The 16,523-nt window shown below is 69.2% G+C and carries 8 protein-coding genes and 3 pseudogenes; 8 read left to right on the plus strand and 3 right to left on the minus strand.

Annotated elements, in window-relative coordinates; translation table 11 throughout:
* Positions 1-93: 93 nt before the first annotated feature.
* A pseudogene (locus tag ACIQMX_RS42045) lies at positions 94-774 on the plus strand (phosphotransferase family protein); the annotation flags it as partial.
* 2 nt (positions 775-776) lie between these two features.
* Here the strand turns inward: ACIQMX_RS42045 and ACIQMX_RS42050 are convergent.
* Positions 777-1,247, minus strand: a complete 471-nt coding sequence (locus ACIQMX_RS42050; RefSeq protein ID WP_402486932.1) for a transposase — start codon at positions 1,245-1,247, stop codon at positions 777-779.
* Positions 1,244-2,008, minus strand: coding sequence for a class I SAM-dependent methyltransferase (locus ACIQMX_RS42055; RefSeq protein WP_402486918.1), 765 nt, complete (start codon positions 2,006-2,008; stop codon positions 1,244-1,246). The genes ACIQMX_RS42050 and ACIQMX_RS42055 overlap by 4 nt, the downstream gene beginning before the upstream one ends.
* 316 nt (positions 2,009-2,324) lie before the next feature.
* Here ACIQMX_RS42055 and ACIQMX_RS42060 point away from each other — a divergent pair, with 316 nt between their 5' ends.
* On the plus strand, positions 2,325-3,116 hold the full coding sequence (locus ACIQMX_RS42060) for an IS5 family transposase (RefSeq protein WP_402486920.1): 792 nt from the start codon (positions 2,325-2,327) through the stop codon (positions 3,114-3,116).
* Here the strand turns inward: ACIQMX_RS42060 and ACIQMX_RS42065 are convergent.
* Positions 3,073-3,614 (minus strand): annotated as a pseudogene (locus ACIQMX_RS42065) (hypothetical protein). The gene ACIQMX_RS42060 and the pseudogene ACIQMX_RS42065 overlap by 44 nt on opposite strands.
* Positions 3,615-4,031: 417 nt before the next feature.
* Here ACIQMX_RS42065 and ACIQMX_RS42070 point away from each other — a divergent pair.
* The 6 genes and pseudogenes from ACIQMX_RS42070 to ACIQMX_RS42095 form a co-directional block, all read left to right on the plus strand.
* Complete coding sequence (locus tag ACIQMX_RS42070; RefSeq protein ID WP_363075893.1) at positions 4,032-4,889, plus strand: hypothetical protein; 858 nt, start codon at positions 4,032-4,034, stop codon at positions 4,887-4,889.
* A gap of 591 nt (positions 4,890-5,480) precedes the next feature.
* Positions 5,481-5,591: pseudogene (locus tag ACIQMX_RS42075) on the plus strand (hypothetical protein); the annotation flags it as partial.
* A 378-nt stretch (positions 5,592-5,969) separates the two neighbouring features.
* On the plus strand, positions 5,970-6,584 hold the full coding sequence (locus ACIQMX_RS42080; protein ID WP_402486923.1) for a helix-turn-helix domain-containing protein: 615 nt from the start codon (positions 5,970-5,972) through the stop codon (positions 6,582-6,584).
* 4 nt (positions 6,585-6,588) lie between these two features.
* Positions 6,589-7,992: an MFS transporter gene (locus tag ACIQMX_RS42085; RefSeq protein WP_402486926.1), complete on the plus strand. Its 1,404-nt coding sequence runs from the start codon at positions 6,589-6,591 to the stop codon at positions 7,990-7,992.
* Positions 7,993-8,173: 181 nt separating this feature from the next.
* Positions 8,174-14,929, plus strand: a complete 6,756-nt coding sequence (locus ACIQMX_RS42090) for an amino acid adenylation domain-containing protein (protein ID WP_402486928.1) — start codon at positions 8,174-8,176, stop codon at positions 14,927-14,929.
* Between the two features lie 68 nt (positions 14,930-14,997).
* Positions 14,998-16,523 (plus strand): condensation domain-containing protein (locus ACIQMX_RS42095; protein ID WP_402486930.1); only part of this gene is annotated, 1,526 nt, incomplete at its 3' end.

The raw sequence follows: 16,523 nt of genomic DNA on the forward strand, positions 1-16,523 counted from the left end.
CCCAAGCGAACCCCGAACGCCTGACCGGCGACGATGCCCCAACGTCACACCATCGAGCGATGACAAGACCGGCGGAACGCCACATCCCGCACTCTGAAGGTGGACGCCGATCAGGCGCGTATCGACGTCGAGGTCGAGGCGATGTCCCTCGCGCCGGTCCCGACACCGGAGGTCTTGTGGCGCAAGCCGCCCGTACTTGCGATCGCTGCACTTCCGGGGACGACGCTTGGGCGCCTCGGCGGGCCGTCGACCGGGTCGCCGGCGGCGTGGGCCGCGGCGGGCGCCGCCATCCGGAAGCTGCACGAAGCGCCGCTGCCGCCCCGGCCCGGCCGGGCCGGCCGGAGCATCGTCGCGCTGACGGCGGAACTCGACGACGAGTGTGAGCTGCTCGTGACGAACGGCCTCCTGCCCGCTGAACTGGTCACCCGTAACCGCCGGGTCGCCGAGGCCGCGCTCCGGCCGTGGACTCCGGCGTTCACGCACGGCGACCTGCAAATCGCGCACGTCTTCATCGACGGCGACAAGGTAACGGGCGTCATCGACTGGTCCGAGGCGGGCCAGGGTGATGCTCTGTACGACCTTGCCACCTTCACGCTCGGACACGAGGAGCATCTCGACGACGTCCTCGCCGGCTATGGCACCGATATCAACCTCAACGTGATTCAGGCGTGGTGGTCGTTGCGAAGCCTGCTGGCAGTTCGCTGGCTGATCGAGCACGGCTTCGACCCATTCGCGCCAGGCTGCGAGGTCGACGTGCTGAGATCCCGGGTGTGAGGCTACGCGGGTACGACTGCTACGTATGCGCTCTGACGCATCGAGCAGGCCGTCCCCCGAGCACTCGCCGCCATCACTCTCAACAGAGATGTGGTGCGCAGTCGTCGCCGGCAGATGACGACGCAGCCAAGGGTGACGAACGCGTGGTGAATGTCGTCGCGGATCTCCCAGCGGATACGTAGGCGGCGGAACCAACGCAGCAACGCGATCGTTCCTTCCACGACCCAGCGGTACACGCCCAGGCCAGAGCCTTGCCCGGTGCCGCGCCGGGCAATGTGCGGGGTGATCTGGAACCGGCGGACCTTATCCCGGTAGACCTCGTGGTCATAGCCGCGGTCGGCGTACAGGTGCTTGGGACGGCGCAGTGGCTGGCCGCGCATCGGCGGGACGGCCTGGATCAGCGGTATCAGTTGGGTGACGTCGTTGCGGTTGCCGCCAGTAGTGATCGCGGCGACCGGGACGTCGCCCCCTATTCGGACCGCCGACGCGCGAGATGGGCGATGATGTCGGCGGCGATCTCGACACTCTCGGGCAGGACTCGCGTGATCGCGTCATACGCCTGTTGCCGCTTCGATTGCGGCAGTTGGAGATACGCCGAGACGGTAGACAGGTAGCCGACGTAATCAGGGGCGCTCATCGTCAAGCGCCGTTTGACGACGGCCTGCTGAATGTCGAGGAACAACGGAGACTGCTGCAGCTCCGTGCCTGGCCACTGCATATCCTCATCAGGAGCAGTCCCGTCGGGAGATGGAACCTCGTCGCTTTCGAGGAACGGCGTCCGCGCCGCACGCACAGACTCCGCAACAGCTGGGTCAGCCGGCTGGACCTGGCCGCCGAATGAGGCGAACACGCCCTCCGGTTCCAGCAGCGCGGCCGCTCTTGACCACCGGCCCTCTGGGCGTGTCCAGTGCAGGGCTGCCGCCGCATAGACCAATCCATAGGTCTCACCTGGCCGCAGGTCCTCGAACGCGGCCCGCACGGTCGTCACGTTCGGGGGCGCGGTCTTGTTCAGCTCGGCGAGCATGGCAGCGTCAGGCTCCGTCGCTGTGACCGTGACCCCATGGTCGGCGAACAGGCGGGTTGCTTTGCCGGTCCCCGCACCGATCTCCAGGGCCTTCCGGACCGGCCGGCCCGCGTACGTCATCACCAAGTCGACGAGCTCCTTGGGATACCCCGGCCGGAACCTTTCGTACGCTTCCGCGGTTGCGCCGAAGCTCAGTGCACGAGCAGACATGCCGACCATCCTCACACGAGCGGGGCAGACAGCGCTTGGCAGTACTCAACGGCTTGGCCGTCCGATCTTGAGGAGTGTGGGTCGAACAGAAGTCTCGTTTCGGGTGAGTGCGGCGGTCGCCGGGCATGAGGGCAGGGCCTCTTGGCAGCTCGAAGGGTGTCTACGCCAAAGCGCGTTCCAGGAGCCCCTGTTGTCGCATTGGCGCGGCATCGCGGGAGCGGGGTCCGCTTCGGTCACTCTCGCGTGTGACTGCCTGGCACACCGGTTTGGGAACGCCGCCGACCACGGGCTCCGTGCGCGCCGCTACCCAACGGACATGTCCGAGGCGGATTGGGCGGTCGTGCGACCGCTGCTGCTGGTGCCGGGCCGACTGCGGGGCCGGGGCGGGCAGCCGGAAGCGTACTGCCACCGCGTGATACTGGACGCGATCCGCTACCTCGTCGACAACGGCACGAAGTGGCGGGCCATGCCGGCCGACTTCCCGCCGTGGGACCGGGTCTACGCCTTCTTCCGCCGCCGGCGCGGCCACGGCCTGGTCAAGGAGTTCCACGACCGGCTCCGCCGCAAGGTCCGCGAGCAGGCCGGGCGGGACCCGGAGCCGAGCGCGGGCGTGATCTACTCCCAGTCCGTCAAGGCGGACGCCGTCGTCGGCGCCGACAGTCGCGGCTTCGACGGCGGCAAGCTGATCAACGGCCGCAAGCGGCACGCCGTGGTCGACACCCTCGGCCTGCTGCTGAGGGTACTGGTCACCGCCGCGGACATCGGCGACCGCGCGGCAGCCCAGGTTCTGCTCGCCAAGGTCGCCGCCGCGCATCACCAGCTGGCGCTGGTCTGGGCCGACGGCGGCTACACGGGCAGCCTCGTCGAGTACGGCCTCACCGTCCTTGCCTTGGTCCTCGCGATCGTCAAGCTCAGTGACGACATGCGTGGTTTCGTCGTGCTGCCCAAGCGGTGGATCGTAGAGCGTTTCTTCGCCCACCTGATGCGAAGCCGCCGCCTCGTGCGGGACTTCGAACGGTCCACCGGCAGCGCGGAGGCGATGGTCTGCTGGTCGGCGACGATGCTCATGACCCGGCGCCCTGCCCGGCCATGGCCTTCGCGCGCGTGAACCGGCCCGGCGCCGGCCCGGCCAGCCACCCGCGCACTGTCAGCCGTTTCGACTTCGATCGCAGCGCTTCGATCTTCGCGGGCACCGGGTCCAGGCCGAAGCACGCGGCCATCTCCTGGCACGTCAGCGGGCCTTGACCGAGCCGGCGCCGGTCCGCGAGAGCCTGCACGATGCGTTGGTAGTCCGCCGACAGTGCCGACCAGGCCAGCCCCACGCGCCACACCGGCACCACCGACTTCGGCTTCGCCGTCTCTGAAGATGCAGGCAACGCGGTTCACCGCGATCCGACGGCCCCTCGGCGGCGTCCGGGCCGGCGATGCCTCCTTCGCCCGGGGACAGCACCTCGCCGACGCGTGAACGGGCGATGAACCACTCGTTCCACTCCCGCTCGGCCACGACCAGCTCGGCCTGGATACGGACAGCCTCCTCCCGCAGCGCGTCCACACGACGGCGAGCGGTCAGCTCACGCTGTTCCAGCAGTCCCACGAGCGACGGCATCCCGACCTCCACATGAGCGGCGACTCAACACGTCACCACTCCCCGAGACCGACGACCCCAAGCCTGAACAGCAGAAACGCGGCCCTCAAGCCCAGAAGGACAACAGCCAGTACCACCGGCCCCACGGCGCTGCCGCAGGGCAGCCACCTGCGGCCCGACTACGCGATCGCGTCCTCATGTCGTGGCATAGCCGGTCGCATGCACCTCCGCCTCACCCGACCGCTGTTCGCCGGCCGTCGCCGCCTGCGGGGAAACGTGGCGGCACACGGCCGGCTAAGGCTCGTCCGGGCGATCAAGGTGCCAGCGCCTCATGGAAATGGACCGTCTCGACAACAAGCGAACGGGAACAAATGTCCGGGCCTGTCGATCTGGACCGAAACTCCCGCAGGACACCTTCTCTTCGCCCAGCATTGGACCATGGACATGGTCGACTTGAGTGCGGTCGCAGCCCTTCTCTCCGTACCCACTGCCGTAGTTGCGGCGTGGTGGGCCAAGCGCAGCGCAGAAGGCGCGACTTCTGCCGCACTCCTCGCCGGGCGTATCCAGGCAGATGCCGCCATCGCAGCCGTGCAGACCCAGAGCTTCCTCGACCGGGATCAGCAACATCACATTGCGCTCGGCAGCGCGTGCCTGGAGTTTCTGAGTGTCTCCGACGCCCTGGTGGGTGTCGTGAAGCGCCTCCCGAGTCTCGATAGCAATGAACGCCAACCACTCGTGGCCAAGCACGCCGTCCCGGTAGAAACGCGCTACGCCTCACTGGAGCTACTTGCACCTCCCGCTCTCCTTGCAGCGGCAGAATGCCTTCTCTCGCAATGCCGCCTCCTGGAACGTTGCGCTCTCGATCGCGCGGTATTGCGCGCGACGGTCAGTGCGCTGGAGGCAGGTTGGTGCCCCGGCGACCCGGAAGACTGCACCGACGACAGTCATGGCGCGGCGTACGTGGCCTGGGAACTCATCGTCAATTGGGCACGCAAGGGCGAGGAGGAACGAAGGAACGATCGGGGTCTCCTGGAATACTGCCTCCGCAACAGCGCTGCTCTCACCGATTTGACGGTAATTCAGGCTCTGCGTCTCGTCGACCGCTGCCCGGCCATGTGGGACCAGCTGATCGGTGGATGGGTTAGGGACCCGCTCATCGAGCGGGTCGAATCCCACCGGAAGGACTTCGTCGCTGCGGCTCGCGCAGCCAGCCTGACAGTACCGCCGGGCGCTCAGCCATGGGACCTTGAACGGTCGAGGTCGAGTTCTCCGCCTCGCCGCAACTGCCCAGCGTGATGGCATGGGGCAGCATTTCAGCGCGCACCCCGCTCGCAGGCAACCCCCGCCGGCACCAACCAGCGGGGGTTCTTCTCTCACACGCGTCTCACCAACTACGTAAACGCGCCTGGGCCACGGCGAGTTGACTTGGCCCTATGCACCTCGCTTGGGCCACCCTGGACCCACAAGACGTGATCTACCACCTGTGCCATGTGGAACCGAGGGGCGGGCCGATCACCAGGACTGGTCGTCTTCTGGCCCGTCAAAGCGGTATTGCAGGGGTTCAACGTTCTTCTCACTCACCCACTCACGCTCCCACATCTCACATTCACTCCGAGAGCGGGGGCGGGACACTCACCAGTTCTCCCCACGTTGCCGCGGTCGGCCGTAGATCCTCCACATCAGGCTTCACGTACCAGCGCTTGGCCGTCCGGACGTCGGTGTGCCCTGCCCAACGGGCAAGAAGACGGTCCGGCACCCCCTTGCTCGCCAGGTACGTGAGACAACTCGCGCAAGCGTCGTACAACTGTCGTCGTGCGCCCGCCAGGAGTTGCGGGACAGCCCTTGGCCCTGAGGTTCCGCCCCGTCACGTGGTTGTTGTTCTGAGTGGTCGGTGACGGCAGTGGTTTCGCAACCGCCGGACACCTGGCCGCCCACGCAGGCCTCGCGCCGGCGACCCGCAGATCCAGCTCACCCATCCGCGGCGAACACCCTTCCCAGGCACCGGGTAACTGCGCATAGCCCAGCCGCCGGCCACGGCCCCGCATGGGCGGGACCCGTGCATGCTTCGGTGGTACGGGGCGGTCGGCCTCGTGGCTCGCTCCGACTCAGGATGCGACTGGTTCCGAACCGCTCCGGGCTACGCGAGGAGGGCCACCACAACATCCGCCTCCCCACCTCATGGCCACCCCGCCGCCCCACCGACGACACTCACGCACAGGGACAATTCCCTCGAACCGGCGGCCCGACGGAGCCGTCCTCCGAGGCCTGACGAGCGGCACCGGGATCTGCCACGTCGCAACCGGAGGCGCCAAACTACACACACTTCTGTGCATCAACTCCTATGCACAGACTTCTCTGTGGTCTAGCTTGAACCTCATGGAACTACCGCAGCAGCCCTCACAGGTACATCTGACCGCCCGCAACCTGCGCGGCATCGCCCATCCACTGCGGGTCCAGATCCTCACCAGCCTGCGGACGGAGGGCCCGGCCACGGCTACCACCGTGGCTCGGCGGCTCAATCTGAACACCGGGGCGACCAGCTACCACCTGCGCCAACTCGCGGAGTACGGCTTCATCACGGAGGCGCCCTCGCGGGGCGGGCGGCGCGAGCGGTGGTGGCAAGCGGCGCATGCCAATACCGTCGCGCCCGACAACGAGGTGCTGAACGGCAGCGAAGGGCTCGGCATCGCCTACCTCCAGGCCCTCGGCCGGGTCTGGTCCGGAGCCATGACGGCTGCGATCGAGGCAACCCCCGTACTCACTCCCCAGTGGCGCGACGCCCAGGACTTCGGTGACTACGCGCTCACCCTCACCCCTGCCGACGCCAAGGAGCTCACGGCGGAGATCCACGCCCTGCTCCGTCGGCGCACGTCCGCCGCAGCAGGTGCCGACGCGGAGTTGCCGCAGGACGCCGCACGCGTCTCCTTCCAGTTCCAGTTGTTCCCGACCAGCGAGGACCGGCAAGTCATCCAGCCCAGCGACATGGAGTAGAACGATGGCCACTCAGCACAGAGCCGCCAGCACGGCGGCGGACAACGGCGCACGGGCAACGGCGCCGGAGGCGGGTCCCAGGGTCCTGCGCGGTCTGGTCGGCATGCTGTTAGCCAACGCGGCGGCCCTCTCCGCCAACAGGGTGTTGTCCATCGCCCTGCCCTGGTTCGTCCTGACAACCACGGGCAGTGTCGGCAAGACCGGTCTGGTGGCCTTCTGCCAGATAGTGCCGTACGTGATCTCGCAGGCCCTGGCCGGCCCGATCATCGACCGTATCGGCCCCAAGCGGATCAGTGTGGCGGGCGACCTCCTGTCCACCGCCGCGATGGCCACCGCCCCGCTGCTCTACCTGACAGGCAACCTGCCCTTCGGAATGCTCCTGGCCCTGCTCGCGGTCGTCGGCGTGGCCGACGGGCCGGCCAACGGCGCCAAGGGGCTGTTCGTACCGTCGGCCACCCGCGCGGCTCGTGTTCCCATCGAGCGGGGCACCGGTCTTTCGGCCGCTGTCGAACGGACCGCGACCACCGTCGGGCCGGCCCTCGCGGGCGTGGTCGTCACCGCCTTCGGCAGCCTGTACGCGCTGTGGATCACCGCCGCGCTGTTCGCGGTGTCGGCGCTGATCGTCTCGACCACGCTCACCGACCCGGTGCCCGAGCCGCACGAAACCCCGGTCGAGGAGAGCGGCGGCTACCTCTCTCAACTGCGCCAGGGTGCCGCCTTCCTGCGAGACGCGAAGCTGTTGCGGTCGATCGTGCTCATGCTGGCGGTGACGAACCTCCTGGACCAGGCGTTCATGTCGGTACTGCTGCCGGTGTGGGCGAAGGAGTCGGGCAACGGCGCGGCAGCCATCGGCCTGGTGGTGAGTGTCTTCGCAGCGACGTCGATCATCGCCGCGCTGGTGGCCGCCGGGGTGGCCGAGCGACTGCCGCGGCGCACCGTCTACCTGATCGGCTTCGCCCTCGGCGGCCTGCCCCGGTTCGCCGCGATGGCGCTGGGTGCGCCGCTGTGGCTGGTGCTGACGGTGCTCGCGGTGGGCGGCCTCGGCTCCGGCTTCGTCAACCCGATCGTGGGCGCGGTGACGTACGAGCTGATCCCGACACCGCTGCTGGGCCGGGTCAAGACACTTGCCCAGGCGGTCACCTGGGCGGGAATCCCGTTCGGCGGGCTGCTGGGAGCGGGGCTGGTGACCCTGACCGGCACGTCGACAGCGCTGTGGATCGTGGGCGGGCTGTATCTGGTCGCCATTGCCCTTCCCGGCATGAGCCGTGAATGGTCCGGGATGCGCAAGCAGACGGTTTCCGAACCCTCCACCGTCGACGCCGCGGACGACACGGCCGGGGCCGGTCCGGCGAGCGCGGCGGCGAGGGCCTTGCCGCAGGAGGAGCCCTCGGTCCACGCCGCGGCCTGAAAACAGCGTGGTCACCGTGCAGCTCCGGCCCACCCGGAGCTGCGCCGTACGGGCAGAAGTGCCCATGGCCGCCGGGCAGAAGTAACCAGTTATCTCGTCAAGATCGCTCTGCGAGCATCGAACTCGGCTGAGCATCCGAGGGCCTTCCGTTACGGGTCGACGACGAGGAACTGGTGGACGCATGACTACAAATCCGATGGTGCCCCCGGCGCCGGCACCCGGCCGGGAAGCGGGGCGTGAGCCGTTCTCGCTGGCCGAGGCCCGGATAGCCGACGTGTGGCGGTCCGTCCTCGGCACCGAGGTGGTGACGGCGGAGTCCGACTTCTTCCAACTGGGCGGCACCGGGGAGCGGTCTGCGGAGATGTCCCGCCGGGTGGCGGAGGAGTTCGGCTCCGACTTCCAGGCGCCTTTGGTATCGGGGCCCTTGACCGTACGGGCCGTGGCTTCGTTCCTCGCCGAAGAGGCCATGCAACGGACCCGCCGGCTGTTCGAGTCTCTGGACGGGGGCGACGAGGGCCTGGCCGACGGCACGCATGCCCTGGCTTCATCGTCCGCCTCCGACGGCACCGCCGCGATCCCTTCGGCCGCCCGGGACGGGCGGCCTCTGCCCCTGTCGTTTGCGCAGCGCCGCCTCTGGTTCCTGGATCAACTGGAGCCGGGCCGTGCCGAGTACCTCATTCCCATGGGGCTGCGTATCAGCGGTCCGCTGGACGTGCCGGCGCTCGAGGCGTCGCTGTCCGACCTGGTCGCGCGGCACGAGGTGCTCCGGACCCGTTTCGTCACCGACGAGGACGGTACGCCCGGGCAGATCGTCGACGAGCCCCGCCCCCTGCCGATGGCTGTACACGACCTGCGGTCCGTCACAGACGGCAGGGCCAGGGAAGAGGCCGCCCTCGCGCTCGTGGGCACCGAGGGCTTCCGGCCGATGGACCTCGCCACCGGACCGATGATCCGCGCCTTGCTTGTCCGGCTGAACGAAGAGGATCACCTGCTGTCCCTGACGATTCATCATGTCGCTTTCGACGGATGGTCGGTGGGGGTACTTTCGCGAGAGCTCACCACGCTGTACACCGCGCGGGTCACGGGTGTACCCGCAGGCTTGCCCGAACCGCGGCTGCAGTACGCGGACTTCGCGGTCTGGCAGCGTGCACGGCTCACCGGTGAGGTGCTGTCCGATCAGCTGGATTACTGGCGCTCACAGTTGGCGGGCGTCGAACCGCTGGAGCTCCCCACCGACCGCAGACGCCCGGCGCTGCGCAGCGGCAACGGGGCGATGCTCACCTTCAGCATCCCCGCCGCAACCGCCGACGGGGCCCGCAGGCTGGCGCACGACACGCGTGCGAGCCTGTTCATGACGCTGCTCGCCGTGTTCCAGGTCGTGCTGTCGCGCTACAGCGGCCAGGAGGACATCGCGGTGGGCACCCCGATCGCCGGCCGCAACCGCGCCGAGATCGAGGACATGGTCGGCTTCTTCCTCAATACACTGGTCATGCGGACCGACCTGTCCGGCGACCCGACGTTCACCGAGCTCATCGACCGCGTCAAGGACACCGCACTCGGCGCCTACGACCACCAGGACCTGCCCTTCGAGCGGTTGGTGGAGGAACTGGCGCCGCAGCGAGACCTGTCGCGGAACCCATTGTTCCAGGCCATGTTCGTCCTCCAGAACACTCCCGACAGCCGCTCCTGGGAGTTGCCCGGCCTCAGCATCCGCCAACTGGACCTGGCCGCGCAGGAATCCAAGTTCGACTTCTCCTTCTACGCGACGGAGGCTGCCGACGGCGGCCTGGACGGCATCATCGTCTACTCCACCGACCTCTTCGACGAAGCCACGATGGCCCGGCTCGCCGGACACTTCGAAACCCTGCTCGGTGCGGCTGTTCACTCTCCCACTGCCCGGCTGTCCGACCTGGAGATGCTGACGCCTGCGGAGCGGCGGGAAATCCTCACCACCTGGAACGGAGCGGACACCGACGCCCCCGACGCCGTCACCGTGCATCGCCTGTTCGAGGACCGGGCAGCCGAGCGCCCGAACTCCCGTGCCCTCAGCTGCGGCTCGGATCACCTGACCTATCGAGAGCTGGACAAGCGGGCCGAGTGGATCGCCACCCTGTTACGTGAGCGCGGAGCGGGTCCCGGAACGCTGGTCGCCCTCTGCGTGGACCGGGGCACCGACATGGTGAGCGCACTGCTCGGCATCCTCAAGTCAGGTGCCGCGTATGTGCCGTTGGACCCGACGTATCCGACCGAGCGGCTCGCCTACATGGTCGGGGACAGCGGGGCCCCGCTGATCGTCACCCAGTCCTCGCACGCCGGGCGGCTGCCCGCGGATACGCCGCTCCTGCTGCTGGAGGACACCTGGCCGTCGGATCTTCCCACCCGCCCCCGTGACGGCTCCGCGCCGGAGCCGGGGCCTGATGACCTGGCGTACGTGATCTACACGAGCGGTTCGACGGGTCGGCCGAAGGGCGTCCAGATCACCCACGGCGCCCTGCGGGCACGTATGCGGGAGACCCGGCGGCAGCTGGACCTCACCTGCGAGGACAGGGTCCTGCAGTTCGCGTCCATCTCCTTCGACTCCTCGGTGGGGCAGTTGTTCGCGCCGCTCGTCTCGGGCGCCTCCCTGGTGCTGCGCGACGACGCGTGGGACCCGGGGATGCTGGGGCAGGCGCTGCGCACCAACGAGGTGACGGTCGCCTGGCTGACCCCGTCGGCGTTCGGTGCGCTGGCCGCCCAGCTCGACGGGCCGGACGCCGTCGGCCCGCACCTGCGTCTGGTGCGGCTCGGGGGTGAGGCGCTCCCGCGGGAGCAGGTACGCCAGTGGTTCCGTCACACGTCGGTTCCGCTCGTGAACGGCTACGGGCCGACCGAGGCGGCACAGGAGGCGGCGACGGCACGGATCACCGGGCCGGGCGACCACGTGCCGATCGGGCGCCCGGTCGCCAACGCGAAGGTGTTCGTGGTGGACCGCCACGGCCGGCCCGTCCCGGTAGGCGTCCCGGGTGAGATGTGGATCAGTTGCCCCGGCCTGGCCCGCGGGTATCTGGGCAGGCCGGAACTGACCGCCGAGAAGTTCACGGTGGTCGACGTGGACGGCACGCCACGGCGCGTATACCGCACCGGCGACCTTGCGAAGTGGCACCCGGACGGGCATATGGAGTTCGTCGGCAGAGGCGACAACCAGGTCAAGCTGCGCGGCTACCGCATCGAGCTCGGTGAGATCGAGGCAGCGCTGCTCACCCACCCGTCGGTCACCCTCGCCACCGTCCTGCTGCGCGAGGACGTACCGGGCGACCCGAGGCTGGTGGCGTACGTCGTCGCGAACCCGCCCGTCGAGACGGGCGCGCTGCGTGCCCACCTCCAGCGCGACCTGCCGGACTACATGGTGCCCGCGGCGTTCGTCCCCATGGACCGGATCCCGCTCACGCCGAACGGCAAGACGGACCGCCGCGCGCTGCCCGCACCCGCCTCCGACCGCCCCGAGCTGGGCGCCGCGTACACGGCTCCGCGCACCGCGACTGAGCGGACGGTCACCGAGGTCTGGGCAGAGGTTCTCGGCATCGACACCGTCGGCGTCGACGACGACTTCTTCGCGCTGGGCGGCCACTCGCTGCTGGCGACGCGGGTCGTGTCGCGGCTGCGCCGGCAGCTGGGCGTCGATGTTCCTGTGAGGACTCTGTTCAGCGCACCCACCCCGGCGCTGCTGGCTGCGGCAGTGGCGGACCTCGACGATGTCGGGATCTCCCGCATCAGCGCCGTGCGGCGCGACGGTGACCCGATTCCACTGAGCTTCGCCCAGCAACGCCTCTGGTTCCTCGACCAGTTGGAACCGGGCAGGGCCGAGTACCTGCTTCCCTTCGCCTACCGCGTCCACGGCCTGCTCGATGTGGACGCGCTCAACACCGCTTTCACCGCGCTGGTCGCCCGCCACGAGATCCTGCGCACCCGGTTCGGCACGGACGAGGCGGGCTCCCCGGTCCAGTCGATCTCCCCGGAGTTGCCGGTGACGGTCCTGGTACGGGATCTGCGTGCCGTCGCCGACGCCCAGGCCCGGGAAGATGCCTGTGCGGCGGTCCTTGCCGAGGACGCGTTGCGCCCGGTGGATCTCACCGCCGGCCCCCTGCTGCGCGCGGAACTGGTGCGCCTCGGCGACGAGGAATCGGTACTGGCGATCACCGTGCACCACATCGCCTTCGACGGCTGGTCCGTGGGTGTGCTGATACGTGAGCTGTCCGCACTTTACGCGGCGGCCCTGGAGAAGGGGCCGGTGCCCGCACCGCTTCAGGTCCAGTACGCCGACTACGCGCTGTGGCAGCGAGCCTGGCTGACCGGCGCACCGCTGGAGCAGCAACTCGACTACTGGCGGAACCGTTTGGCGGGCCTCGAGCCGCTGGAACTCCCGACGGACCACGCACGGCCGGCACAGCGCACCGGCAAGGGCGAAGTCGTCCGGTTCTCGGTTCCCGCCGACGTCGCCGCACGTGCCAGGGCGGTGGCCGCCGAAGGCGGCGCGAGCATGTTCATGACCCTGTTGTCGGTGTTCCAACTTCTGCTGGCGCGTTACAGCGGACAACGGGACGTCACGGTGGGTACCCCCATCGCCGGCCGGAACCGGACCGAGACCGAAGACCTGATCGGCTTCTTCGTCAACACGCTCGTCCTGCGCACCGACCTCTCCGGCGATCCGGCGTTCACCGATCTGCTGGCGCGCGTCAAGGACACGGCACTGGGCGCGTACGACCACCAGGACCTGCCTTTCGAGCGCCTCGTCGAAGAGCTGGCACCCGACCGCGACCTGTCCCGGAATCCGCTGTTCCAGACTCTCTTCGCGCTCCAGAACACGCCCGGCGCGGACGCCTGGAGTCTGCCCGGCCTGACGGCCGAACCCATCGAGTCCCCGGTCCGTGAAGCGAAGTTCGACCTGTCGATGTACCTCGCCGAGGCAGCCGACGGCACGCTGAACGGCGCCGTCGTCTACGCCGGGGACCTGTTCACCGAGGCCACCGCACGACGGCTCGTGAACCACTTCACCAACCTGCTGGACGCGGCCACGGCGCACCCGCACACCGTGCTGTCCGAACTGGAGATGCTGGGCGCCGACGAGCGCCACCGGATCCTCACCGAGTGGAACGCGACCGAGGCTCCGATCCCGGCTGCGGCCACCCTGCACGAGCTGTTCGAGGCTCGCGCGGCTCTCGCCCCGGACGACATCGCCGTCGTGTGCGGCAGCGACCAGCTGACCTACCGCGAACTCGACGAACACGCCAACCGGTTGGCGCACCGGCTGCGCGCCGAGCCGGGGATCGGGCCGGACGTGCCGGTGGGCGTCTGCCTGGAGCGTTCCCCCGCCCTGGTGTGGACGCTGCTCGGCATCCTCAAGGCGGGCGCGGCGTACGTACCGCTCGACCCGGAGCATCCGGCGGAGCGGCTGGCGTACCTGGTGGAGGATTCCGGTGCACCGCTGGCCATCACCGACACCGCTCATGCCGGCCTGCTGCCCGAGGGCCTGGGCCTGCTGGCCGTCGACAGCGCCACCGACCTGCCGGACTCCCTTCCGGTCACCGCTCCGGACCCCGTCGCCGGACCCGGCGACCTGTCCTACCTCATCTACACCAGCGGCTCGACAGGCCGCCCGAAGGGTGTCCGCATCGAGCACGGCGGCGTGGTGAACTACCTGGCCGGCATGCAGCAGGCGTTCCCGCTCACCCCCGGCGAGGGTTTCCTCCAGGCGACCCCGCTGTCCTTCGACGTGTCGGCGTACGAGATCTTCTGGCCGCTGTGGCAGGGCGCGACGGTCGTGCTGGTTCCCGGCTCCGATCGGCTGGACATGACCGAGGTGTCGCGGCTGATGCGGGCGCATCGCGTCGTCGGTCTGCACTTCGTCCCGAGCCTGCTGGACCTGTTCGTGTCGCAGGCACTGCCCGATGACTGCGCGCACCTGCGCTACGCCTTCGCGAGCGGTGAGCCCCTCCAGCCGACGCTGGTGTCCCGCTTCCTCGAACGCTTCCCCGGTGACCTGGTCAACCTGTACGGCGCGACGGAGGTCTCCGTGGACACCACGTACTGGCGGGCCTCGCGCACCGACCCCGGGGGGCCGGTCCTCGCGGGACGGCCCATGGCGAACCAGACGGTGTACGTCCTCGACCCGGACCGCCGCCCCGTGCCGGCGGGGGTGCTGGGCGAGGTGTACCTCGGCGGTGACAGCGTGGGGCGCGGCTACCACGAGCGGCCCGAGCTCACAGCGGAACGCTTCGTACCCGACCCGTTCAACGGCGGCCGCATGTACCGCACCGGAGACGTCGGCCGCTTCACCCTTCACGGCGAACTCGACCTGTTGGGCCGCATCGACCGGCAGGTGAAGCTGCGCGGTGTACGTGTCGAACTCGGCGAGATCGAGGCGGTGTTGCTGACCCACGACACAGTCGGGGTGTGTGCGGTGACCGTCCGCGAGGACACCCCCGGCGACAAGCGGCTCGTGGCGTATTTCGTACCCGTGCCGGGCGGTACGGCGGACGCCGGAACGCTGCGCGGGTGGGCGGCCGAGCGGCTGCCCCGGGCCATGATGCCGTCCTCGTTCGTGATCCTTCCGGAGCTCCCGCTCAACCGGAACGGCAAGGTCGATCACGCGGCGCTGCCGGCCCCCGACGAAGGTGACACCGCGGCGGGGTTCGTGGAGCCCCGGGACGAGATCGAGGCGGAGATCGCCGGGATCATGGCCGCGGTGCTCGGACTCGAGAAGGTCGGAATCCACGACGGCTTCTTTGACATCGGCGGGCATTCCCTCCTCGCCATTCAGCTCGTCAACCGCGTCGAGGCGGTGACCGGAGTCCGTATCGGCCTTCGCCGGCTCTTCCAGGCGCCGACGGTCACCGGTGTCAAGCAACAGCTCGTCGAACTGTTCGACGCGCAGGAAAGCGAACCGGAACAGGCCTCCTGAACCCAGCGGCCCGCTGCCCACACGCAGAGACCCGTTGCCCACACAAAAGGAAGAGGACGGACATCATCATGGGCGAGAACTCGATCGAGGCGCGGCTGCTGTCCCGTATGCGACGGCGAGCGGACGCGGACCGGATCGTACGCGGTGCCGGTGAGGCCGACGGACCGCTGCCGCTGTCGTTCGCACAGCAGCGGCTGTGGTTCCTGGACCGCCTGACCCCCGGAAGCGCCGACTACCTGGTGCCGATGGCGCTGCGGGTCCGGGGTCCGCTGAACGTCGCAGCACTCGAGACGGCATTGTCCGGCCTGGTGGCCCGGCACGAGGTGCTGCGGACGGCTTTCCCGGCGGACGACGACGGCACACCGCAGCAGGTGATCACCGCACCCTGGCCGGTCGAGGTCTCGGTGCACGACCTGCTGGGCGAAGCCCACGCCGAGGAACGCGGACAGGAGGTGCTGCGTGCCCGGGCGACCCGCCCCTTCGACCTCACGACGGGCCGGCCCCTGCGGGCGGACGCCGTACGCCTCGCGGAGGACGACCACTACCTTTTGCTGACGGTGCACCACATCGTGTCGGACGGCTGGTCCTCCGGCATCCTGGCGCGCGAGCTGCGTGAGCTGTACGCCGCGGCCCTGGCCGAGCGCGAGCCCACGCTCCCGGAACTGCCCGTCCGTTACGCGGACTTCGCCTCCTGGCAGCGTGACCAGCTCACGGGACCGGCCCTGGAGCGGCAGATCGGATACTGGCGCGAGCGTCTCGCCCACTGCACGCCCTTGGAGCTGCCGACCGATCACCCGCGTCCGGCACACATGAGCGGCACCGGCGACGTGGTGACCTTCACCGTACCGAACGAGGTCGCGGAGGGGCTGCGGAAGGCTGCGGGGCGACAGGGCGCGAGCATGTTCATGGCGCTGCTGTCCTTGTTCCAGATCGTGCTGGCCCGCTACTGCCGCCAGGACGACATCGCCGTGGGCACCCCGATCGCGGGCCGCAACCGGGCCGAGATCGAGGACGTCGTCGGCTTCTTCGTCAACACGCTGGTGATGCGGACGGATCTGTCCGGGGACCCCACGTTCACCGAGCTGATCGACCGGGTGAAGGACACGGCTCTGGGCGCGTACGACCACCAGGACCTGCCCTTCGAGCGGCTGGTGGAGGAGGTGGCGCCGGAGCGGGATCTGTCGCGCAACCCGCTGTTCCAGACCATGTTCGTCCTTCAGGCGCCGGGTAGCGCCGACGGCGAGGCCTGGGCGCTGGCGGGCACGGACATCGAGCCGGTGGAGATCGAGCGGGGTGTGGCCAAGTTCGACCTGACACTCACGGCGGTCGAGTCACCGGACGGACTGCGTGCTGTTCTGGAGTACCGGACGGATCTGTTCGAGCGGGCGGCGATCGAGCGGATGGCCGGTCACCTCGGGACACTTGCCGCCTCCGTCGCGGCCACCCCCGACGCCCACCTCTCCGAACTGAACATGCTGACGGTGCGGGAGCGGCAGGAGATCCTGGTCGACTGGAACGGGGCCACCGGCCCCTACCCCGACACCGCGACCATCCACTCCCTCATCGAGGACCGCGTCACCACCGACCCGGACGC

Source organism: Streptomyces sp. NPDC091416 (assembly GCF_044756845.1).
In the GTDB taxonomy this organism is placed as follows: domain Bacteria; phylum Actinomycetota; class Actinomycetes; order Streptomycetales; family Streptomycetaceae; genus Streptomyces.